The 20,381-nt window shown below is 63.7% G+C and carries 21 protein-coding genes and 1 pseudogene; 12 read left to right on the top strand and 10 right to left on the bottom strand.

Annotated features, from left to right (window positions below; all coding sequences use genetic code 11):
* Positions 1 to 10: 10 nt before the first annotated feature.
* From ACMC5O_RS09180 to ACMC5O_RS09170, 3 genes are read right to left on the bottom strand one after another with little or no spacing between them, the layout of a single operon-like run.
* The gene (locus ACMC5O_RS09180; protein WP_187709034.1) at positions 11 to 1,294 is read right to left on the bottom strand and encodes a dihydrolipoamide acetyltransferase family protein; all 1,284 of its coding nucleotides are present in this window, start codon (positions 1,292 to 1,294) and stop codon (positions 11 to 13) included.
* Positions 1,294 to 2,298, bottom strand: a complete 1,005-nt coding sequence (locus tag ACMC5O_RS09175; RefSeq protein WP_222949960.1) for an alpha-ketoacid dehydrogenase subunit beta — start codon at positions 2,296 to 2,298, stop codon at positions 1,294 to 1,296. Before ACMC5O_RS09175 ends, ACMC5O_RS09180 begins: the two co-directional genes overlap by 1 nt.
* A gap of 8 nt (positions 2,299 to 2,306) precedes the next feature.
* Positions 2,307 to 3,575 carry a 3-methyl-2-oxobutanoate dehydrogenase (2-methylpropanoyl-transferring) subunit alpha gene (locus tag ACMC5O_RS09170; protein ID WP_187709036.1) on the bottom strand — a complete coding sequence of 423 codons (1,269 nt, stop codon included), beginning with the start codon at positions 3,573 to 3,575 and terminating at the stop codon, positions 2,307 to 2,309.
* An 86-nt stretch (positions 3,576 to 3,661) separates the two neighbouring features.
* Here ACMC5O_RS09170 and ACMC5O_RS09165 point away from each other — a divergent pair, with 86 nt between their 5' ends.
* Positions 3,662 to 3,946: a DUF3297 family protein gene (locus ACMC5O_RS09165; protein ID WP_187709037.1), complete on the top strand. Its 285-nt coding sequence runs from the start codon at positions 3,662 to 3,664 to the stop codon at positions 3,944 to 3,946.
* Here the strand turns inward: ACMC5O_RS09165 and ACMC5O_RS09160 are convergent.
* Entirely contained in the window at positions 3,919 to 4,140 is a 222-nt protein-coding gene (locus ACMC5O_RS09160) for a hypothetical protein (RefSeq protein WP_426692741.1), read from the bottom strand. The two genes, ACMC5O_RS09165 and ACMC5O_RS09160, sit on opposite strands and share 28 nt — an antisense overlap.
* Positions 4,141 to 4,374: 234 nt before the next feature.
* Between ACMC5O_RS09160 and ACMC5O_RS09155 the strand changes: the two genes are divergently transcribed.
* The 4 genes from ACMC5O_RS09155 (at position 4,375) to ACMC5O_RS09140 (ending at position 5,933) form a co-directional block, all read left to right on the top strand.
* Complete coding sequence (locus ACMC5O_RS09155; RefSeq protein WP_187709038.1) at positions 4,375 to 4,512, top strand: hypothetical protein; 138 nt, start codon at positions 4,375 to 4,377, stop codon at positions 4,510 to 4,512.
* A gap of 64 nt (positions 4,513 to 4,576) precedes the next feature.
* Entirely contained in the window at positions 4,577 to 5,284 is a 708-nt protein-coding gene (gene pspA, locus ACMC5O_RS09150) for a phage shock protein PspA (RefSeq protein ID WP_187709039.1), read from the top strand.
* Positions 5,285 to 5,301: 17 nt separating this feature from the next.
* On the top strand, positions 5,302 to 5,703 hold the full coding sequence (locus tag ACMC5O_RS09145) for a PspC domain-containing protein (RefSeq protein ID WP_187709040.1): 402 nt from the start codon (positions 5,302 to 5,304) through the stop codon (positions 5,701 to 5,703).
* Positions 5,700 to 5,933, top strand: coding sequence for a hypothetical protein (locus ACMC5O_RS09140; RefSeq protein ID WP_425506890.1), 234 nt, complete (start codon positions 5,700 to 5,702; stop codon positions 5,931 to 5,933). Before ACMC5O_RS09145 ends, ACMC5O_RS09140 begins: the two co-directional genes overlap by 4 nt.
* Positions 5,934 to 6,141: 208 nt before the next feature.
* Here ACMC5O_RS09140 and ACMC5O_RS09135 read toward each other — a convergent pair whose 3' ends face one another.
* On the bottom strand, positions 6,142 to 8,286 hold the full coding sequence (locus ACMC5O_RS09135; protein WP_426692740.1) for a TonB-dependent receptor: 2,145 nt from the start codon (positions 8,284 to 8,286) through the stop codon (positions 6,142 to 6,144).
* Between the two features lie 100 nt (positions 8,287 to 8,386).
* Here ACMC5O_RS09135 and ACMC5O_RS09130 point away from each other — a divergent pair.
* A pseudogene (locus ACMC5O_RS09130) lies at positions 8,387 to 9,590 on the top strand (threonine synthase).
* A gap of 449 nt (positions 9,591 to 10,039) precedes the next feature.
* The gene (xth, locus tag ACMC5O_RS09125) at positions 10,040 to 10,831 is read left to right on the top strand and encodes an exodeoxyribonuclease III (RefSeq protein WP_187709044.1); all 792 of its coding nucleotides are present in this window, start codon (positions 10,040 to 10,042) and stop codon (positions 10,829 to 10,831) included.
* Between the two features lie 22 nt (positions 10,832 to 10,853).
* Here the strand turns inward: xth and ACMC5O_RS09120 are convergent, their stop codons facing one another.
* Positions 10,854 to 11,744, bottom strand: a complete 891-nt coding sequence (locus ACMC5O_RS09120) for a universal stress protein (RefSeq protein WP_187709045.1) — start codon at positions 11,742 to 11,744, stop codon at positions 10,854 to 10,856.
* 150 nt (positions 11,745 to 11,894) lie between these two features.
* Here ACMC5O_RS09120 and ACMC5O_RS09115 point away from each other — a divergent pair, with 150 nt between their 5' ends.
* Both ACMC5O_RS09115 and ACMC5O_RS09110 read left to right on the top strand, forming a co-directional pair.
* A complete protein-coding gene (locus ACMC5O_RS09115) occupies positions 11,895 to 14,339 on the top strand; it encodes a cation-translocating P-type ATPase (RefSeq protein ID WP_426692739.1) in 2,445 nt (814 codons plus the stop codon).
* Between the two features lie 66 nt (positions 14,340 to 14,405).
* Positions 14,406 to 14,561, top strand: coding sequence for a hypothetical protein (locus tag ACMC5O_RS09110; RefSeq protein WP_187709048.1), 156 nt, complete (start codon positions 14,406 to 14,408; stop codon positions 14,559 to 14,561).
* A 5-nt stretch (positions 14,562 to 14,566) separates the two neighbouring features.
* Here ACMC5O_RS09110 and fixJ read toward each other — a convergent pair whose 3' ends face one another.
* The 4 genes from fixJ to ACMC5O_RS09090 all read right to left on the bottom strand — a co-directional run bounded on the left by fixJ (position 14,567) and on the right by ACMC5O_RS09090 (position 17,386).
* Positions 14,567 to 15,184, bottom strand: coding sequence for a response regulator FixJ (gene fixJ, locus ACMC5O_RS09105; protein WP_187709049.1), 618 nt, complete (start codon positions 15,182 to 15,184; stop codon positions 14,567 to 14,569).
* Between the two features lie 2 nt (positions 15,185 to 15,186).
* The gene (locus tag ACMC5O_RS09100) at positions 15,187 to 16,293 is read right to left on the bottom strand and encodes a PAS domain-containing sensor histidine kinase (protein ID WP_426692738.1); all 1,107 of its coding nucleotides are present in this window, start codon (positions 16,291 to 16,293) and stop codon (positions 15,187 to 15,189) included.
* Between the two features lie 66 nt (positions 16,294 to 16,359).
* On the bottom strand, positions 16,360 to 16,698 hold the full coding sequence (locus tag ACMC5O_RS09095; RefSeq protein WP_426692737.1) for a hypothetical protein: 339 nt from the start codon (positions 16,696 to 16,698) through the stop codon (positions 16,360 to 16,362).
* A 100-nt stretch (positions 16,699 to 16,798) separates the two neighbouring features.
* On the bottom strand, positions 16,799 to 17,386 hold the full coding sequence (locus ACMC5O_RS09090; RefSeq protein ID WP_187709052.1) for a CC0125/CC1285 family lipoprotein: 588 nt from the start codon (positions 17,384 to 17,386) through the stop codon (positions 16,799 to 16,801).
* Between the two features lie 142 nt (positions 17,387 to 17,528).
* Here ACMC5O_RS09090 and ACMC5O_RS09085 point away from each other — a divergent pair, with 142 nt between their 5' ends.
* From ACMC5O_RS09085 to ACMC5O_RS09075, 3 genes are read left to right on the top strand one after another with little or no spacing between them, the layout of a single operon-like run.
* Complete coding sequence (locus tag ACMC5O_RS09085) at positions 17,529 to 18,533, top strand: L,D-transpeptidase (protein WP_426692736.1); 1,005 nt, start codon at positions 17,529 to 17,531, stop codon at positions 18,531 to 18,533.
* A complete protein-coding gene (locus tag ACMC5O_RS09080) occupies positions 18,530 to 19,909 on the top strand; it encodes an MBL fold metallo-hydrolase RNA specificity domain-containing protein (protein WP_425506891.1) in 1,380 nt (459 codons plus the stop codon). Before ACMC5O_RS09085 ends, ACMC5O_RS09080 begins: the two co-directional genes overlap by 4 nt.
* A complete protein-coding gene (locus tag ACMC5O_RS09075) occupies positions 19,906 to 20,376 on the top strand; it encodes a pyridoxamine 5'-phosphate oxidase family protein (protein ID WP_187709054.1) in 471 nt (156 codons plus the stop codon). Before ACMC5O_RS09080 ends, ACMC5O_RS09075 begins: the two co-directional genes overlap by 4 nt.
* Positions 20,377 to 20,381: the final 5 nt, after the last annotated feature.

The raw sequence follows: 20,381 nt of genomic DNA, 5'->3' as shown, positions 1-20,381 counted from the left end.
CCCAATCCGACTAGGAAAGCAATCGCAGCGGATTTTCGAGCAGTGGCTTCAACGCCTGCATGAAGCTTGCCGCGTCCCAGCCGTCGACAACACGGTGATCGCAGGACAGGGACAGGTTCATCCGCTTGCGGACTTCGATCTCGTTGTCGATCGGGACGAGCTTGTCCTCGATCTTGTTGACCGCGACGATCGCGACCTGGGGCGGATTGACGACTGGTGTCGAAGTGATGCCGCCCATCGGGCCGAGGCTGGAAATCGTGAAGGTCGCGCCGCTGAGCTCCTCGCGGGTTGCCTTGCCGGATCGCGCGGCTTCGGACAGGCGTCCGATCTCTGACGCGAGCTGCCAGATAGACTTCGACTGAGCGTCGCGGATGGTGGCGACCATCAGTCCATTCGGCGTTTGCGTCGCCATACCCATGTGCACGGGTCCGTGGCGCGTCACGACCATCGCCTCGTCGTCGAACGTCGCGTTGAGCATCGGCCAGTCCGCAAGCGCGCGTGACATTGCGGTGATCAGGAAGGGAAGAAGCGTCAGCTTCGGATTGTCGCCGCGGTCGCGGTTCATCATCTGCCGCGCTTCCTCGAGCGCAGTGACGTCAAACTCTTCGACCAGAGTGAAGTGCTGGATGCGACGATTCGCCTCCGCCATGTTCTCCGCGATCTTGCGGCGCAGGCCGACGACCTTGATCGTTTCGTCATTGCGCGGAGTACCGGCGCCGCGCGTGGAAACGCTGCCGCCGTTGTAGAGCAGGTATGCGTCGAGGTCGGAGTGGCGGACGCGGTCGCCTGTGATCTTCACCTGATCAAGGTCGATGCCCAGATCGCGAGCGCGAGCGCGGACTGCAGGGGAAGCGAGCACATGCGGTCCGCCTGCTTCCTTCTTCGCAACTTCGGGTTCGACCCGGGGCTCCGGAGCGCGCGGCGGTTCCTTCGGTGCTTCGACCGCGGTTGTCGGCAGCTCTTCCGCCTGCGCGGGAGTCGGTTCGGCGGCCCCATCGGCAATCGGTACTTCCTCTGCCGCAGGAGCGGGCGCCGCTTGGGACGGCGCTTCGCCCTCGGTCTCGATCACCGCGAGCACTGACCCGATCGGGATCTGGTCGCCAACCTCACCCGCAAGCTGGACGACCTTGCCGGCCACGGGAGATTCCATCTCCACCGTCGCCTTGTCGGTCATCATGTCGGCGATCTGCTGGTCCTCGGCGATGGTGTCGCCGACCTTCACGTGCCAGGCGACGATCTCCGCTTCGGCAATGCCCTCGCCGATGTCCGGCAGCTTGAACTCATATTTCGCCATCAGTCTGCCATCACTTTCTCAAGCGCAGTCTTCATGCGCTTCGGACCAGGGAAGTACGCCCATTCGTAGGCGTGCGGATAGGGCGTGTCCCATCCTGTGACGCGCTCCACCGGCGCTTCGAGATGATAGAAGCAGCGTTCCTGGACGAGAGCGCTGAGCTCAGCCGCGAAGCCGGACGTGCGCGGCGCTTCCTGAGCGATCAGGCAGCGGCCGGTCTTTTCGACCGACTTCTCGATCGTCTCGATATCGAGCGGGACTAAAGAGCGGAGGTCGATCACCTCGGCGTCGATGCCCTGCTCGTTCACCGCGGCGAGCGCGACGTGCACCATCGTGCCGTAGGCGAGGACGGTCAGCTCATTGCCCTCGCGAACGACCGCCGCCTTGCCGAGCGGCACCGTGTAATGGCCTTCCGGAACCTCGCTCGCTGGATGCTTCGCCCACGGCGTGACGGGACGGTCGTGGTGACCTTCGAACGGGCCGTTGTAGATGCGCTTCGGCTCGAAGAAGATGATCGGGTCCGGATCCTCCACTGCGGCGATCAGCAGGCCCTTGGCGTCATAAGGCGTCGACGGGACGACCACCTTTAGGCCCGCGATGTGCGTGAACAGGCTTTCGGGCGACTGGCTGTGCGTCTGGCCGCCGAAGATGCCGCCGCCGTAGGGAGTGCGGATGACCATTGGCATCGTCCACTCGCCGGCGGTGCGGTAGCGCATCTTTGCGACTTCGCTGACGATCTGGTCGTAGCCGGGGTAGATATAGTCGGCGAACTGGATCTCGATCAGCGGCTTGATGCCGTAGGCGGCCATGCCGACCGCTGTCGCGACGATGCCGCCTTCGCTGATCGGGGCGTCGAACACGCGCTGCTTGCCGAATTCCTTCTGCAAGCCTTCCGTCACGCGGAACACGCCGCCGAAGAAGCCGATGTCTTCGCCGAACACGACGATATCCTCGTCGCGGCGCATCATCACCTTGTGGGCGTCGTTGAGCGCCTGGATCATGTTCATCGTCGGCATCAGCGATTCTCGTCCAGCGCCTGCTCGCGCTGCTCCGCGATGTGCCACGGCACTTCCGCGTAAACGTCCTCGAACATGCTGCCGATATTGTCCTTGCCTTGCTGCGGAAGGATGCCGAGCTTTTCGGATTCCTTCTGCGCAGCGCGAACTTTGGCGTCGGCTTCCTTGGTCAGTTCGTCGTGGCGCTCATCGTCCCACTCGCCGAGCTGGATCAGGTGTGCCTTCAGCCGTTCGATCGGATCGCCGAGCGGCCAGGCCTTGGCCTCGTCGGTCGGGCGGTAACCGGACGGATCGTCCGATGTGGAATGGCCTTCGGCTCGGTACGTGAAGAATTCGATCAGGGTCGGGCCCTGGTTCGTGCGCGCACGCTCGGATGCCCAGCGAACGGCGGCGTAAACCGCGAGCGCGTCATTGCCGTCCACCCGAAGCCCGGCAATGCCGTAACCGACTGCGCGCTGGGCGAAGGTCGCGCGCTCCGCACCTGCGATTCCCGAGAAACTCGAGATCGCCCACTGATTGTTCACCGTCGCGAGGATCACAGGCGCGTTGTACACCGCGGCGAAGGTCATCGCGGAGTGGAAGTCGCCTTCCGCGGTCGCTCCGTCTCCGATCCAGCCCATGCAGATGCGGCTGTCGCCCTTGATCGCTGCAGCCATTGCCCAACCGACCGCCTGCGGAAATTGCGTGCCGAGATTGCCCGAGATCGAGAAGAAGCCGTAGGCCTTGTCCGAATACATGATCGGAAGCTGGCGACCCTGCAGCTTGTCGCCCTTGTTCGAGTAGATCTGGTTCATCATGTCGACGAGCGGATAGTCGCGCGCGACGAGAAGCCCCTGCTGCCGATAAGTCGGGAAGTGCATGTCCTCGCGGTCGAGGGCGTTCTGGGCGGCGACTGCGATCGCCTCTTCGCCCGTGCACTTCATGTAGAAGCTGGTCTTACCCTGCCGCTGCGAGCGGTACATGCGGTCGTCGAAGACGCGCACGGTAACCATGTCGCGCAGCATCTTGCGAAGCGTTTCGGGATCGAGCTTCGGGTCCCACGGACCGACCGCCCGATTGTCCTCGTCGAGAACCCGAACGAGCGCGGTCGTCAGAGGATGCGTCTCGGACGCCGCAGCGGAAACGTCCGGCCGCGGCGCGGAACCGGCTGCGGGCACCTTCATCTTCGAAAAGTCGGGCTTGTCGCCAGGCCGGAACGGCGGCTCGGGCACGTGTAGTGCGAGCTTCGGCCTGTTCGGCTTTAGGGGCGCTGGATCCTTGTCGCTCATGTGGATGAGGCGCTTAGTCCGGAGTCACGAATGCGGCAACTAGCGCGCGTTGACCTCACAAGCGCCGCGAGGCTAGGGCGCTGGCCATGGCCGAAGACAAGACCGAACTTCCCGACCGCCTCTCGCTCGATCCGCGCAGTCCTTATTGCGACGCGGAAATTCTCAAGCGCGGGGTGGGCATCCGTTTCAACGGGCAGGAAAAGACCAACGTCGAGGAATATTGCGTGTCCGAGGGCTGGATCCGCGTCTCGGCCGGCCGCAGCCGCGACCGCTACGGCAATCCGATGACGCTGAAGCTCAAAGGGAAGGTCGAGCCCTATATCGAGCCGTCGCTCGGTGAGACTCAGGACGGAGAGGCGCCCGAAGGATAGTGCGGATTGCGGCGTTCCCGCCGCTTGTCCCACATTTTCTTCGCCGCCCATCCGGCCCCTAGCGCAAGCGCCAGCGGACCGAGCCCGCGTCGCGCAACCGCGGCAACGCCCGCGCCCAGGACTGCGCCCCTCAGCCCGCGATTGCGGCCTGCCATCTTCTCTCCGACATACGCTCCGGCAAGCTTACCCAACATCTGAACATCCTTTCGAATTGCGCTTGGTGCACCAACGCGGCAGGTCTCGCGCGGGTCCCGCAGGGCCGGTTGGGAATCTTCACCAAGCCTAGGTGGCAAATCCCGCCAACTCGCCGCTGAAATGGATCCCGTCTTAGCATTTTTCGCAGTTTTCTGGGATTGGCACGGCTCTTGTATCGTACCTGGCACCGGCCCGCGACTGATGAAGCGGACCGGCAAAAAGGGAGATTACAAATGTCCGGTCAGTCGCAACTTGCTCGTACGCTTACTGCTCTTGCAGCAGCGCTCCTGATGAGCTCCGTCGCGGTCAGCGCCGCGGTCGGTCCGGCCCAGGCAGTCGCCAGCCCCGTCGCAGTTTCGGCCAATGCGTGAACTCGAGATCATCGAAGCGAAGATTCCGGTGAGGACGCCCCGGTTGGTTAGGGAGCCCGAAACAATGACTTCCGGCAGCACGCAGCTCGCTACCTGGTTCAACGGCCCGGTCTTCAGCCGCGCTAGGGATATTTTCGCGGCGAACATGACCGAGCTGTTGGATCGGGCCGAGGACCCCGCCCGGATGATCCGCATGATTATCCTGGAGATGGAGGAAACCCTCGTCGAGCTTCGTTCCAGCGCGGCGCGCTCGATCGCAGACGCCAAGGAGATGAAGCGTGCGGTCGGCCGGCTGGAAGAGCTGCAGATCGGCTGGAACGATAAGGCCGAGCTGGCGCTGTCGAAGGACCGCGAGGACCTGGCGAAGCAGGCTCTCGTCGAGAAGCAGAAGGCGGCCGAAATGGCCGATGGCCTTCGCTCGGAGATGGAGCAGATCGAGCAGGTTCTGCGAAGCTACGAAGTGGACATCACCAAGCTTCAGACCAAGCTTCGTGAAGCTCGCGCACGGCAGAATGCCATTGCGGCCCGGATTGAAAGCGCGGTGGCCCGCGCCAAGGCCCGCGAAGTGATGCACGGCAGCCGTACGCTCGATGCATTCGCCAAGTTCGAGGTGCTCGAGCGTCACGCAGATTTCGCCGAAGGCCGCGCGGAAGCGCTGGGGATGACCGGCCCCAAGAGCCTTGAGGAAGAGATCGCCGAGCTCCGCGCCGCCGAGAAGGTCGACGCCGATCTGGAAGCCATGAAGGCCGCGATCGCGGCACGCACCAAGTGAACGAAAGGGGAAGGGCAATGGCCCGCTACAACTACCGCTACTCGATGGACCGCCGTGAGAAGAAGGTTGCAGGTGTCTGCTCGACGTTTGGCGAGGTGTTCAACATCGACCCGACCTTCATCCGGATCGGCTTCGTCGCTGCCGCGATCCTGGTCAGCTGGAAGCTCGCTCTGATCGCCTACGTCGGCGCGGGCATCTACATGCACATCCAGCGCAACAAGGCGACCCGCGGATACGAGCGGAGCCAGCTAAGCGACTACGACCGCATGGAGAATGTGGCCCGGGTTCGCCCGACCGTTCACGCCCTGCGGACGCAGCTCGACGAAACCGACCGCCGTCTGATGGCGATCGACGACCACATCAACTCAACCAATGATGAGCTGGCGCGTGAAATCGAGGCGCTGCGGGAGGAGAAGTGATGGAACCGCTGACGATTAGCATCCTGGCCGGTGGCATCTTCGCCGGGCTGAGCGCAGCAAGTGTTGCGGCTCTCAAGGGATGGCAGGGCTGGCTCGAGTTGAGGCGTTTCGAGCTAACCCATGCCGCAGGAGACCGGATGCTTCCTCCCGCGGGCAACCGCATCGAGGTCGCCGACCTTCGCGAACGCGTCCGCAAGCTGGAAGCCATCGCCGCGGGCATCGACCTTTAAGAAAAGTTTCCCCGGCCGCTCGCTCTCCCCAGCAAGCGGCGAGGCGGCCCGGCCAACCCCTTGAGCCGGGCCGCTTCACATTTGGTTAGCCGTAGTACCAGCCATTCAGGATCGCGAGCGCCAGGGCGGCGCCAAGCGCCAGGATTGCCAACGAGATCCAGATCCGCCGCACGCGGTCAGTTTAGCCGAGATGGACGGCGTTCGTCTTCTAAAAGCCCAATCGAGCGGTCAGGCGGATGTCGCGCCCCGCAAGCGGCGCGAAATCCTTGAGCAGGCTCGTGCTTCGTCGCGCCTCGACGTCGAAAAGATTGTTTGCCGCAAGCGACAGCGAAAGCTCCGGATTGGCGGAGAAGGGATGCCAATCGACCGAGGCGTTCACGAGCGTGTAGCCCGGCGCGTCGGTCTCGATCGGGGCAGTGCGGTTGTGGTCAAACGCATGTTCGACTTCCAGCCGGCCATCGACCGTTCCGCGGCTGCCTTCGATCGCGCCGAGAATGCGGAGCGGCGGGATTAGGGGGGCGGGGCCATAGTCTTTCACCGTCGCATTGACTGCATCGGCCTGGAGCTCGCCCTTCCACTTTACGCCAAACGCTTCACCAAACTTCGCCAGCGCCTGGGCCTCGAAGCCGTAATAATTGGCTCGGCCCTGGAGATATTGGAAAACGGGAAGATCCCCTTCCGTTTCGCCCGTAGGCGCCTGGAAGATGAAGTTGGAGAAGCGGTTGTAATAGAGGCTGGCATTCAGCGTGACGGGTCCCGACTGGCGATGCAGCACGGCCTCGACGCCGACGCTAGTTTCGGGATTGAGATTCGGATTGCCGACTTCGAACGACTGGCTGGCGCCGTGCGGGCCGTTCGAGAACAGTTCGTCGATCGAGGGGGCGCGTGAGCTTCGCGACAAGGTCAGCCCTGCGCGCCAGCCGGGCGAGAATTCGTACTGACCGCCCAGCGAGCCCGACCAGGTGGTGAAGTTGCGTGAGCGGTCGGGCGTCGCGAGCTGCTCGTCGGCGTCGGCGGTGAGCTTGCTGAACTCCACCCGAGCGCCGCCTTCGACCCGGAGCGGCCCGCTAACCAGGGTTTGCAGGGTGAAAAGCCCGGCCTGGCGCTGCCTGCTGTCGGGCAGGAACTTCTCGTCGCCTTCGATCCGTGCGTTGCGGTCGAGGTACTGCAAGCCGCTCGTTCCGCCCCACCCCGCGCGCTCGCTCTGGATCAGCTCGAAGCGGCCCTCGCCGCCCTTGCTGAAGAAGCTCGAGCCGATTGCGCCCGTGTCGTCGAGCTCGTCGTGATGATAGTCGGCATAACCGCCGCGAGCACGGATTTGGCTGAAGAATCCACGGACCGGAATCTCCGCGCGGAAGTCATAGCGGGTCTGTTCCTGGTCAATCGTCGGCGCTTCCGCTTCCACGCCCGAGACCAGCGAATAGCGGATCGGCACCTGGTAGGTCGCGAGGTGCCGGGTGATAGACGCGCCGATGTTCAGCCCGCCATCGACATAGGCAAGGCCGATGGCGCCTTCCTTGGATTCGGCGGCGGAATTGGGAAGCTTGCCCTTGAGGTCGGCGAGCGTCTGGATTTCGGGATCGGGACTGGCCAAAGCCTGCTCGCGAAGATCCTTCGAAAGGATATGGCCGCCTGTCCGCAGGTCATCGCTCTTCTGCCAATTGCCATCGAGATGGACGACGAACTTGCCGGCGAGGGGAACGTCTACGGACCCGTTGATGAGGCGCTCGTTCGCCGCCGTGCCGTAGCTCGCGAGAGCGGTCACCCCGACGGCATTCTTGGGAAGACGGCGCGGAATGCGCGCGTCGATCACGTTCACGACGCCGCCGATCGCGGACGACCCGAACAGCAGGGCCGAGGGTCCGCGAAGGACCTCGATGCGCTCCGCTGTGACGGGGTTGATGGAAATGGCGTGATCCGGCCCGGACGACGACAGGTCGAGGCTGCCAATGCCGTCTGTGAGAACCCGGACGCGGTCGCCGGATAGACCGCGAAGAACGGGCGCGGACGCGGCCGGGCCGAAGCTGGTCGCGCTGACGCCGGGCTGGCGAGCAAGGGTCTCGCCAATGCTCGGACGCACTTCGCGAGTGAGGTCCGCCTCGTCGAGAACCGAGATTCCGCCAAGCACGTCGTTCGCCTTGCGGCGCACGCCGGTCACGACGACGTCGTCGCTGTGGTCGTGATGCGCGTCATCGGCGTTGCCGGGCTGCGGCGCGTCGGCCGTCGCAGCCGAAGAGTCGCCCGACGTGGCACTCGTCGCGGACACATCGGTCCCAGCGACCGTCGTTTCGGCCCAGGCGGGGGATGCAAGGAAGGAGAGGGCTGCCGCGAGGGCCAGTCGAGAAGAGATCATCAGTCCTGATTTGCTACGGATCGAATCGAATCACGCGTACGTCGGATGTTATACTATTACAACCTCGCTTCGACGAACCGCGCGGGCTACGGGGCGGCCCATGTATGTGACCCATCTTGAATGCTCGCTTACAGGCGAGCGTTATCCCGCGGGCGAGCCCCACAATCTCAGCAAGGCGGGAAAACCGCTGCTCGTCCGATATGATTTCGAGCGGGCACTACGAACGCTGACCCGTGAAAGCCTGGGTCAGCGTGAAGCCGGGATGTGGAAGTGGCGGGAGCTGCTGCCGCTGCCCGAAGACGCCGAGCCGGTGAGCCTGGGCGAGCCAGAGACGCCGATCGTTTCCCTGACGCGAACTGCGGCCAAGGTCGGAGCTTCTAGTCTGCTGGTGAAGGACGAGGGCCGCCTCCCAACCGGATCGTTCAAGGCGCGCGGCCTGGCGATGGCGGTCTCGATGGCGAGGCAGTTCGGGATCAAGAGAGTTCTCGCTTCCGACCAACGGCAATGCCGGCGCGGCGCTCGCCGCTTATGCCGCCCGCGCCGGAATGGAGGCCGTGGTGGTCTGCCCGGCCGAGACGCCCGAAATCAACGTGCGGGAAACGGCCGCTTATGGCGCGCGCGTCTGGGTCGCGGACGGTCAGATCGATGAATGCGGTCGGCTGATCCGCGAGGGCGCGGCGGAAGGTCGCTGGTTCGACTGCTCGACGCTGAAGGAGCCGTACCGCCTCGAAGGCAAGAAGGTGATGGGCTTTGAGCTGGTCGAGCAGCTCGGCTGGAAAGTTCCTGACGCGATCTTCTATCCGACCGGTGGCGGCACCGGCCTGATCGGCATGTGGAAGGCGTTCGACGAGCTGGAAGCTGTCGGTCTCATCGGTCCCGAGCGGCCGCGCATGTACGCCATCCAGGCGGTCGGATGCGCGCCGATGGTCCGTGCATTCGAGCGGGGCGACGAGTTCGCCGAACGCTGGGAAGGCGCGGCAACGGTCGCGACCGGAATTCGCGTTCCCAGCGCGGTCGGCGATTTCCTCATCCTGCGCGCGGTGCGTGAGAGCGGCGGCGCGGCGATCGCCGTCGATGAGCAGGATATCCTGCAGGCGGTCGAGGACGTGGCACGCGACGATGGAATGCTGCTGTGCCCGGAAGGTGGCGCTGTCCTGGCGGGGTGGCGTGCCGCGCTCGCTCGCGGCCTGGTCACGCTCGATGAAACGGCGCTGCTGTTCAACTGCGCGAACGGAAACAAGTACCCGCTGTCGGACAATTCGCGGCGGCTTCAGCTCGCGAGCGCGAAGGCGGAGATGCTCTGAAACGTTGGAGCCCCGCCGGCACTGATGGCTGGCGGGGCTCCCGTACTTCTAATCCAATGATCTGCGTCCGGTCGCCGATCGCCAACTTTCGTCCGCGTTCCGCGTCATCATGACGCTGATCTGCGGATCCGAAGTACGACGCGACAACCCGCGCCGTCGGAACAGGTTCCAACTGCTGTTGCGTGGAGCAGCGATTTCATTGGGGGAGGCGATTGCGCCGCAAAAGGAAAACCCCGCCAACCGAAGTTGGCGGGGTCCCATGCTTCGCTTCCCTTTCGGGTCCTGAAGCACATAACAACAATAGCTGGCGACGACGGATGTTCCAGCGGATTCTGCATGGGTCCGCATAAATTCTGTGGATGTAATGGTGGATAAACCTGTGCGACTCGCGACAAGGCGCCGATTCAGCCCGCGATCGAACGGAGAGCCTTCATGATGGTTTCACGCTGATGAGCAAGAAACGCGCGCTCCGCATCGCCAGCTACAACATCAACGGCATCAATTCGCGGCTGCCCGTGCTGCTTCGCTGGCTCGAGGAGATCCGTCCCGACGTCGTTGGATTGCAGGAGCTGAAATGCACAGATGAGGCCTTTCCGGCCAAGGACATCGAAGCGCTCGGCTATTCGGCGATCTGGCACGGGCAGAAGAGTTGGAACGGCGTCGCCATTCTGAGCCGTGTCGGGGAGCCGGTCGAGACAGGACGCGGCCTGCCCGGTGGTCCCGATGACGTCCAAAGCCGCTACATCGAAGCCGCGGTCTGCGGCATCCTCATCGCGAACCTTTACCTTCCCAACGGCAATCCATGGCCGGGGCCGAAGTTCGACTACAAACTGGCCTGGATGGACCGGCTGCAGGCTCATGCGAGGCACCTTCTCGACAGCGGATTGCCGTCGATGCTGATGGGTGACTTCAACGTCATCCCGACCGAGCTGGACGTCTACAAGCCGGAGCGCTGGGCGAAGGACGCGCTTTTCTCGCCGCAGGCGCGCGCGAAGTTCGCGGAGCTGGTCGACCAGGGCTGGACCGACGCAATCCGCAAGCTCCATCCGGGCGAGCGAATCTACACCTTCTGGCATTACTGGCGGAACTCGTTCCAGCGCGACGCGGGTATCCGCATCGACCATTTCCTGCTCAGTCCGCCGCTCGTCAAGAAGCTGAAAGCGGCAGGCGTCGATCGCGAGCCACGCGGATGGGAAAAGACTAGCGATCACGCTCCCACGTGGGTCGAGCTGGCGGTTTGACGCTCAGAGCGTGAGCGAACTTTTAATGCGCAATCAGCAGCGGGACCGGGGAGGACTTGAGCAGGCTGCGGGTCACTCCGCCGAAGACGAACTCACCCACCCGGCTGTGGTTATAGCCGCCCATCACGAGATAGGCCGCGCCGATGGCTCGCGCGTGGGCGACGAGCGCGTCCGACACGAATTCCTTTGACGAGGCTTCCTCTGTGAACAGCTCGGCGTGGATGTCGTGGCGCGACAGATATTCAAGCAGCTTCGTGCCCGGGAACGCCTCTTCCGCCTTCTCTCGGATCTGGAGGATTCTCACCTGCGATGCGACCTTGAGGAGGCCGACCGCCGAGCGGACTGCGTTCGCCGCTTCGTAGCTTCCGTCCCATGCGATCAGGGCCGTTCCAGCCGGGTCTGGCGGGGTGCCGTCGTCAGCCGGGATGAATAGCGGCGTCCGCGCTCGATGGAGAAGCTCGCCCAGCAAACCGATCGTCGGCCCGGCAAAATCGGTCCGATGCGGCTCGCGTCCGGTCACGACAAGGTCCGTAAGCGCGGCCCTGCTGACAATCTGGCTGGCGATATTGGCGGTGGTTTCGACATAGTCCCAGGAGACGTCTTCGTTCCGCAGCTTTTCGTGGAGACTCTTGCGGATCCGCACAGCCTCCTCATCGACCGCGGCGATCACGTCGTTCATGACGAAGACTCCGCCGAAGCTGTCGAACGCGACGTAGGATTCGATCGGCGTGATGTGCACACAGCTGAGATGGGCCTCGCAAGCACGGGCAAGGGCCAGTGCCGTCTGCACCCGCGAATCCAGCGATTTGTCGTTCTGGACATGCAGCAGGATGGTCTTGACGCCTGCCTGCACGCGCTGGCCGCCAGCGGCTTTCGTGGCCTGCTCGGGCTCCAAGTAAATCTGTGTCGTCATCGATCGTCTCCCGACTCTCGGCGCAAATCACCGATCGTCCTGAAGCATCGACATCTCCGGGCCTGAACGTAATCAGGATATTCACGTAAGTTCGGACCGCCCTTCGACGGATAGCGACCAACGATGGATCTTGCGGCGCATCTTCATGGATTGTCCGAGGAGGAAGCCGCTTCGCGCCTTGCGCGATACGGCCGTAACATCGTTCGCGAGCCGAGGTCGCGCGCTCTCCACCAGATCATCTTCGGGACGCTTCGGGAGCCCATGTTCCTGCTCCTTCTGGCTGCCGCAGCACTCTACCTCACGATCGGCGATCTGGCGGAGGGCCTATTCCTGACCGCTGGCGCAATGCTGTCCCTTGGGCTGGTGATCTTCCAGGACGCACGCAGCGAAAGGGCGCTGAAAGCGCTGAACGCGCTGGCGGAGCCGCAGGCGCGCGTCATTCGCAACGGGGTCACGCGGTCCGTCCCTTCTGGCGAGCTGGTCCCCGGGGATATCGTCCTGCTGGGTGAGGGTGGGCGGATTCCAGCCGATTCCGTCCTCGTCGATGGCGACGCGCTCGAGGTCGACGAGTCCGCGCTCACCGGCGAGTCCAGCCCATCCACCAAGAAGCCGGCAGGCGCCCAGCTGCTGTCGGACGAGCTACAGCCGCCCGGCGAGGCGGAAACGAGTTCTCTCTTCGCTGCGACCTTGATCGTGCGCGGGCAAGGTGTCGCGCGCATCGTTCGCACCGGCACGTCCACCGAAGTGGGTAGGATCGGCGTCGAGCTCGGTGAAGCGGTCGAAGAACCGACTCTCGTGCAACGGGACGTTCGCCGGCTGGTCGGCATCATCGGCGTGCTTGCAGTCGGCTTCTGCCTGGCCGTGGCCCTGGTCTATGGATTGCTTCGGGGCGACTGGCTGGCCGGCGCGCTCAGCGGACTCACGCTGGCGATTTCGCTCGTCCCGGAAGAATTTCCGATGGTCCTGACGATCTTCATGGCGCTCGGCTCGCTTCGGCTGGCCCGGCACAATGTGCTGGTCCGGCGGTCTGCCGTCATCGAGACCCTCGGCGCGACCACGCTCCTCTGCGTCGACAAGACTGGGACCATCACCGAAAACCGGATGGCGCTACGGTCGGTATGGCGCTCGGGCCAGCGCTTCGAGCTGTCGGGAGGGCGGCCGGCCGGCGCCGATCCCGTCTTGCGCGCGGCGCAGATGGCGTCCGCGCTCCGCCCGCACGATCCGATGGATCTTGCTGTGCATAATGCCTGTTCGGAGCGGCCGGCCGGCTCGCCACTCAGGTCCTATCCGCTGCGGCCTGATTTCCTTGCCTTCGTCCAGGTCTGGCCAACTGCGGGCGGTGGTGTGCTCTATGCCGCGAAGGGCGCCCACGAGGCGCTGGTGCCCCTATGCGATGAGGAAAAAGGGGACGGGGCTGAGGCCGCGGCCCATGAGCTTGGCTCCGAAGGCATGCGAGTCCTGGCGGTTGCCACTGCGCAGTTTGCAGATGACCCGCAGCTCGAGCCCGCCGCAATCCGCTATCGTCTCGAAGGGCTCCTGGGCTTCGGGGATCCGGTGCGGAGTGATGTACCCCAAGCGCTGGCTGAAGCGCAGCGGGCCGGCGTGTCGGTCGCGATGATCACCGGCGACTTTCCCGCGACCGCGCTGGCTTCTGCGCGAGCCGCCGGCATCTCAACGACTGGCGGAGTGGTCACTGGAGCCGACCTCGCCAAGGCGGCCGACGTGCCGGTCGAAGCACGCATCTTCGCGCGCATCATGCCGGGCCAAAAGCTGGCCCTCGTGCAGGCATTCAGGCAGGCGGGCCACGTCACTGCAATGACGGGAGACGGGATCAACGATGCGCCCGCGTTGGCGGCCGCGGATATCGGAATTGCGATGGGGCGGCGGGGCACCGACGTCGCTCGCGAGGCAGCGGACCTCATTCTACTCGACGATCGCTTCGCTTCCATCGTCCGAGGAATAGCGCTCGGCAGGCGAATCTTCGCCAACCTGCGCCGGGCGATGACCTACATCACCGCCGTCCACATCCCGGTGGCGGGGTTGGCGCTGATCCCGATCCTCGTCGGCCTTCCGCCGATGCTTTTTCCGATGCACCTCGTGCTGCTCGAGCTGCTGATCGACCCGCTTTGTTCGATCGTGTTCGAAGGGGAGCGCAGCGAATCCGGCGCGATGCTGCGGTCGCCGCGCCGCCGCGACGAGCGGCTGTTCGGGCGCCGCGAGCTTATGTTGGCGATCGTCCAGGGAACGGTGGTGCTCGCGTCGGTCTTTGCGTTCTACGCTTGGCTGAATGCGTCGAACGTTGGAGAGCAGATCGCCAGGGCCGGTGCCTTCGTTGCGCTCGTTACCGGTCACCTCAGCCTCGCGCTGGCCGAAAGCAGCTCGCTCGGTCAGCCGCTGTTGGCTCGGGGGCGAGCCGTGTTCTGGGCGATCGTCGCCGGTGCGGTCCTGCTCGTCACCGCCTCGCTGACGGTTCCGTTCCTGCTCGAAGTGCTGCGCTTCGCCATGCCACCCCTCTCGATCCTGGCGATGAGCATGTTCATCGGGCTGGTATCGGGTGGATGGTCCGTCGTCCTGCGTTCACGCCCAATCCACTGACAAGCGAGTCCCGGCCGTGCTAGTCTGCCGACCTCTCGACTCGTGGGCTGGTAATGGAGGGCTGCGATGGAGGCGTTCGTCGCACGCGAAAACATCAAGCGCTTCAAGGCGCAGCTGCGCTCAACCGAAGACGAGGAGCAGAAGGCGACGCTGCGCAAGTTGCTCGATGAAGAGCAACTCCACCTTCAGCAGGTCATCGAGGCCCGGCACACGGGCGGCTGAGGCCGCTAGGACTGCTCCTGCGCTGCAAAGGCGAGACGCAAGGCTTCGGAGAGGCTCCGGACCTCCAGCTTGGTCATCAGGTTTGCGCGGTGGATTTCCACCGTTCGGGGACTGATCCCCAGGTCGTATGCAATGGTCTTGTTCGGGAGGCCCTGGGCTAGTCCGTCCAGCACTTCGCGCTCGCGAGGGGTCAGGACCTGAAGCCTGACGGCGGCGTCCTTCGCCTTTTCGCGTCCTGAATCCGCCCTCTTCAAAACGGCGAAGCCGCTTTCAATCGCGGTGATCAGGACGTCTTTTTCGAACGGCTTCTCGATGAAGTCGATCGCTCCCGCCTTCATCGCCCGAACCGACAAGGGAACGTCGCCGTGACCGGTCATGATGATGACCGGCAACGGCACTCCGTGGCTCCTGAGAGCTTCCTGGACTTCGAGACCGTCCATACCCGGCATCCGGATATCGAGCAGGATGCAGCCGGGCTCCAGCGCCTTTGATTCCTTGAGGATTTCTACGCCAGACGCGAATGAGCGGACCCGATAGCCAGAAGTCTTGAGCATGAAGCCGACGGACCGGCGAACGGAATCGTCGTCGTCGACCACATGAACGACTCTCTCGGCGTCACTCATTCTCAACTCCCCGCAGACGGTAAGGTGAAGTGGAAGGCGGTACCGCCGCCGGGCCGCTCTTCAAACCAGATCCGGCCGCCATGGCTCTCGACTATGGTTCGGCAGATCGAGAGGCCGATGCCCATGCCCGCGCTTTTCGATGTCACGAACGGCTGGAACAACTCCGCGATGACGCTTTCGCTGATTCCGGGGCCGGTATCCTCGACGGTGACGGTCACGTAATCCTGAGGTTCAGCCGAGGTTCGGATGATCAGCGATTTCTGATTGCTGTCGATCATCGCATCGATCGCATTTCGAATGAGGTTGGTCAGCACCTGCTGGACCTGGATTCTGTCGACGAACACGAGGTCCGCGTCGGGATCGAGCTGGACCTGGACCTCGATCCCATGTTCGCGCGAGCCGACCAGCGCCAAGGCATTGGCCTCAGTGATCAGCCGCCCGAGGGATTCGACGCGTTGTTCCGTCTCGCCCCGGCTAATGAAGTTGCGTAGCCGGCGAACGATCTGCCCCGCTCGCACGGACTCTTTTGAGGCCTCGTCGAGAGCCTCCTGGACCGTATCCAGGGTCTCGCGGTCCGAGCCATTGCCGAGGAGGTCGCGGGCCGCTTCACAATAATTGGCGATGGCGGTGAGCGGCTGGTTGAGCTCGTGCGCGAGCGATGAAGCAAAGGACGCCATCTCGCTCACTCGTCCGACGTGGGCCAGCTCTGACTGCAGGTCCTGCAGCCGTCGCTCGACGTTCTGGCGCTGCGTGATGTCGTGGATGAAGCCGGTGAAAATTCGCTTTTCGTCCAGCCAGGCTTCGCCAACCGACAATTCGATCGGGAATGTGTAGCCATCTCGATGCCGGGCGGTCGTCACCCGTCCAATGCCGATGATCTTGCGCTCACCGGTATCGCGATAGTTTTCGAGATAGCTGTCATGCCGTTCGCGATCCGGCGAGGGCATCAGCATGGACACGTTTTCGCCGAGCACTTCTTCTTCGTTGTATCCGAACATCCGTTCGGCGGCGGCGCTGAAGGAGAGGATATGACCGGTCTCGTCGATCACGACCATTGCGTCGGGAACGGTGGCCAGGATCGACCGAAGATGGGATTCGCTATCGCGCATTGAGACTGAGCTGGCGCCCGTGATCCGGTCCATGGGCGCGGACAATATCACCCAAGATCAAATTCGCTACGCTTGAGCGGAACTTCGGTTCGTGCCGCCGATGCTCGCAACCGTGAAGGGCTGCGTGGCTCCGTTGGCATCCTGGACGGTAACCTGATCGTGCAGGCCGAGTGGAACAGCCGGCATCCGATAGACATCCTCGCCCCGTTTGCGAGGGCAGCGAAACACCCAATGCCCGTCGGCGCGCTCGATGTGACCGAATTGATCTGGCTCGGACGACCAGGTCCGCAGCACCGTCGCCCGCAGGGGGTCGCGCGCAAGTTCGGCCGCGTCGATGACGCCGAGTTCGTCGAGGGGAACGCGAATGAGGAATGCCCGGCTGGGCGATGCTTTCGTGGAACTCACGTTCGGCGAGAGTTCAAGTCGGACAGTCTTCCAGATCATGCTGCTGCTCGTAAGGGGCCGAAGGCGCAGGCGTAATACGCAATGCTCCTAGGAGACCGGATCACGGGCGCTTCGGCAGGACGATGGTCGGGCCGAGGTCCGCCATCACCTTGCGAGCGTCGAACACGCGAGTGTTACCGGCAGGGATCGCGCCGCGGCCGAGGGCGATCTCGGCCTGCGCCTCGAAGGACTCGACCGTCGTCACATCCATGCTGTCCGCCCAGAAGGGCCCATAGCCGGGATACCAGTCGTGCCAGCCGAACCCGGGCCGGTAGTAACGCCAGGACGGAAGCCAGTAGCCGTAATCCGGACCGTACCAAGGCCGGTAGAAGGGGTCCGGTCGGGCATAGGTTCGGACGTCATGTTCGGTTCGCCGGTCGACGACGGTGAACCAGTCGTAACCGTTCTGGGTGGTGACTTCGGCGGCCCGATAGAGGAGGTAGCCCTCCACCCGGTCGCGGGATGTCAGTTCATTGCCGTGAAATCTCACGATGTAGCGGTCGAGCGCCAGGCGCTGCTCGGAGTAGCCGCCGTGAACGCCGCCGGCCATTTCCGGCCTGTACGGCTGGTATGGAGTTGCGGTGGTGCAGGCCGTTGCCGTCGCGATTGCGAGGGTCAGGGCGAGGCTTTTCAAGGGACGACTGATCATCCGGCCCGTTTCGCACCGATCGGGTGGCGTCTCGAATAAGTAATCTTCCGTAAAAGAGCCGCTCCTGCGTCAGGAAAATCACGTATCCTGAATTTTGCATGCCGCCCGCATTAGCGGACCGGAGTGAAAAGGAGCGTTTGGCTTGCCGCTATCCCTGTACGGTGCGTCGCCGCGTTGCCGGTCCGTTGCAATCGCCATCGGAATGGGCGTGTTGCTTTGGGGCGGAGGGGCGTCCGCGCAGCGGGTCGACCTTGGATCGGGCTCGATCGTCGAAACCGTCAAGAAGCTGCATGCAGGCGAATACGTCTGGGCTCCGGAGATTGCGCCTGAAGGCCCAACCCTCCTGATCGTCAACCTTAAGACCCAGCGCGCGACGCTCTTTCGCAACGGCGTTCCGATCGGTGCGTCGACGGTGTCCACCGGCCGCCCCGGCTATGACACCCCGACCGGAGTGTTCACGATCCTTCAGAAGCACGTCGAGCATTATTCCCGAAAGTACGACAATGCACCGATGCCCTACATGCAGCGGCTCACTTGGTACGGCATCGCGCTGCACGGAGGAAACCTTCCGGGATATCCAGCCTCCCATGGTTGCATCCGCCTTCCGATCGGATTCGCGAAACTGCTCTATGGATCGACACGCCTGGGAATGACGGTGGTGATTACCGACGAGCCTACGACCCCTCGGCTCGCGTCCACGCTGTCCGCCAGCCAGCCATTCAGCGAAGTGAATGGGAGTGAGGGCGGAACTTTCGTCTGGCAACCGGAGCGCTCGCCGTCGGGGCCGATCTCGATTGTCGTCAGCGTGGCGGACGGCAGAGCGGTCGTGCTTCGGAATGGTGTGGAGATCGGATCGGGGCCGGTCACCGTCGAAGGCCCGATTACGGGAAGCTGGGCCTATGCGCTACGCTCCGTGGACGCGGCAGGCCCGCACTGGATGCGCGTGTCCTTGTCGAAAGGTGGCGAAGACGGACGGGTCCCTCGCGAGGAATGGCAGCGGTTCAAGGCGCCGGAATCCTTCCGGCGGGCCGTCGCCGGCATTCTCGAGCCGGGCACCACGATCGTGGTCACTGCGGACTCTCTGAAAGAAGGGGCGACCGGCACGGGCTTGACCGTCATCGAAGCCGAGCCGACGGAGAAACCGTGACGCTGAGCCTTACCAGCCTGGGCGGAGCCGGCACCGTGACCGGTTCTAAGCATCTCCTGAATTATGACGGCCGCCGATTGCTGGTCGACTGCGGGTTGTTCCAGGGCCCGCGCGAGCTTCGCGAGCTGAACTGGCGGCGGTTGGAAGTCGAGCCGGCGAGCATCGATGCGGTCGTGCTCACCCACGCTCACCTCGATCACAGCGGCTACCTGCCGCGGCTGGTGAAAGACGGGTTCGACGGGCCGATCTACGCGACTCCCGCGACGATGGACGTGGCGCGTCTCATCTTGCTGGACAGCGCCTTTCTTCAGGAAAAGGACGCCGAGTTCGCGAACCGGCACGGCTTCAGCCGCCATCGGCCCGCGCTTCCCTTGTACACTCGCGCGGATGCCGAGCTCGCCCTTGAGAAGTTCAGGCCCGTTGCATTTCATGAACTGCACGATCTTGGCGGGGACGCGTCACTGCTGTTTCGGCGGGCAGGGCACATCCTTGGAGCGGCAACCGCGGAGATCCGTCTTTCGGGCCAGACGATCGTCTTCTCCGGCGACCTCGGCCGCTTTGGCGATGAGACGATGGTCGATCCCGAGCCAGTGCCGCATGCCGACTATCTCGTGATCGAATCCACCTACGGCGATCGTCTTCATCCGAAGATCGATACACAAAAGGTGCTGCACGATATCATTGAGCGGACTGCTCGACGCGGTGGAACGATCTTGATTCCGGCTTTCGCCGTCGGCCGGACCCAGTCGCTGCTCTACCATTTGTGGGCGCTCAAGATGCACGGAGAGCTTCCGCTCATTCCGATCTATGTCGACAGCCCGATGGCGACCAATGCCACCGATCTGTTGTGCGCGCACATGGACGACCATCGAATGCAGCCGATGGTTTGCCGGGACGCGTGCGCGATCGCGACCTACGTCCGCGACACGGACGGGTCCAAGGCGCTCTCGGCAAGTCCGGTGCCAAAGGTCATCATCTCGGCGAGCGGAATGGCGACGGGCGGCCGGGTGCTCCACCACATCAAGGCGTTCGGACCCGATCCGCGCAACACCATCCTGTTCGCCGGCTTCCAAGCGCCAGGCACTCGTGGCCGGGCTATGGTCGACGGCGTTCGCGAGGTGAAGATCCACGGACAATTTATCGAGATCCGTGCGGAAGTCGCGGACCTGACCAGCCTTTCCGCGCACGCCGATTCCGATCAGTTGCTGCAATGGATTCGAGGCTTTCAGGGGCCGCCGCGCGAGACGTTCATCGTCCATGGCGAGCCGGACGCATCGGCTTCCCTGCGTGATCGAATCGAACGAGAGTTGAAGTGGAACTGCACGATCCCGGCAATGGGACAGAGAAGCGAATTGGCTGAGGGAGAATTGGCATGAGCGCGGCTCAAGAGGGCAAGGCCATTCGAATATTGGACGGCCAGAGGCTCATGGCCGTATCGACGGTCCGCCCGGACGGCTGGCCGCAGACGACAATCGTTGGCTACGCAAACATCGGACTGGTCATCTACTTCCTCATCTTTCGGGCAAGCCAGAAGTTCGAGAACATCTCGAAAGACAATCGCGTTTCGATTGCCGTTGCGCCTGAGCCCCGGAATTTGGGTGAGCTTCAGGCGGTCTATGCCGGCGCTACGGCATCGGAGGTTGTCGATAGGGCGGAGCGCGACCAGGCTTGGCGGTTGCTCGTGGAGCGCCATCCGAATCTCACGGACTACGAATTGCCGTCGACGTCAGTGACGGCGTTGATGCGGGCAAACTGCAAATATGTCTCGGTTCTCGATTACGCGACCAGCTGGGGCGCGGCCGAGAAATTCACGGTCGAGGAAGAAACCGCCGGGTCATCCTAGGGAAG

The sequence above is a fragment of the Sphingomonas sediminicola genome (assembly GCF_049991885.1).
Taxonomy (GTDB): domain Bacteria; phylum Pseudomonadota; class Alphaproteobacteria; order Sphingomonadales; family Sphingomonadaceae; genus Sphingomicrobium; species Sphingomicrobium sediminicola.
This window is presented reverse-complemented; position numbering and strand designations above follow the sequence as displayed.

Excerpts from the sequence above, each read along its gene's own strand:
- ACMC5O_RS09090 (WP_187709052.1), bottom strand. The coding sequence starts at position 17,386 with ATGATCAGTCGTCCCTTGAAAAGCCTCGCCCTGACCCTCGCAATCGCG.
- ACMC5O_RS09175 (WP_222949960.1), bottom strand. The coding sequence starts at position 2,298 with ATGAACATGATCCAGGCGCTCAACGACGCCCACAAGGTGATGATGCGC.
- ACMC5O_RS09120 (WP_187709045.1), bottom strand. The coding sequence starts at position 11,744 with ATGACGACACAGATTTACTTGGAGCCCGAGCAGGCCACGAAAGCCGCT.
- ACMC5O_RS09110 (WP_187709048.1), top strand. The coding sequence starts at position 14,406 with ATGGAGGCGTTCGTCGCACGCGAAAACATCAAGCGCTTCAAGGCGCAG.
- ACMC5O_RS09075 (WP_187709054.1), top strand. The coding sequence starts at position 19,906 with ATGAGCGCGGCTCAAGAGGGCAAGGCCATTCGAATATTGGACGGCCAG.
- ACMC5O_RS09100 (WP_426692738.1), bottom strand. The coding sequence starts at position 16,293 with ATGCGCGATAGCGAATCCCATCTTCGGTCGATCCTGGCCACCGTTCCC.
- ACMC5O_RS09135 (WP_426692740.1), bottom strand. The coding sequence starts at position 8,286 with ATGATCTCTTCTCGACTGGCCCTCGCGGCAGCCCTCTCCTTCCTTGCA.
- ACMC5O_RS09145 (WP_187709040.1), top strand. The coding sequence starts at position 5,302 with ATGGCCCGCTACAACTACCGCTACTCGATGGACCGCCGTGAGAAGAAG.
- ACMC5O_RS09170 (WP_187709036.1), bottom strand. The coding sequence starts at position 3,575 with ATGAGCGACAAGGATCCAGCGCCCCTAAAGCCGAACAGGCCGAAGCTC.
- ACMC5O_RS09165 (WP_187709037.1), top strand. The coding sequence starts at position 3,662 with ATGGCCGAAGACAAGACCGAACTTCCCGACCGCCTCTCGCTCGATCCG.
- ACMC5O_RS09155 (WP_187709038.1), top strand. The coding sequence starts at position 4,375 with ATGTCCGGTCAGTCGCAACTTGCTCGTACGCTTACTGCTCTTGCAGCA.
- ACMC5O_RS09160 (WP_426692741.1), bottom strand. The coding sequence starts at position 4,140 with ATGTTGGGTAAGCTTGCCGGAGCGTATGTCGGAGAGAAGATGGCAGGC.
- fixJ (WP_187709049.1), bottom strand. The coding sequence starts at position 15,184 with ATGAGTGACGCCGAGAGAGTCGTTCATGTGGTCGACGACGACGATTCC.
- pspA (WP_187709039.1), top strand. The coding sequence starts at position 4,577 with ATGACTTCCGGCAGCACGCAGCTCGCTACCTGGTTCAACGGCCCGGTC.
- xth (WP_187709044.1), top strand. The coding sequence starts at position 10,040 with ATGAGCAAGAAACGCGCGCTCCGCATCGCCAGCTACAACATCAACGGC.
- ACMC5O_RS09180 (WP_187709034.1), bottom strand. The coding sequence starts at position 1,294 with ATGGCGAAATATGAGTTCAAGCTGCCGGACATCGGCGAGGGCATTGCC.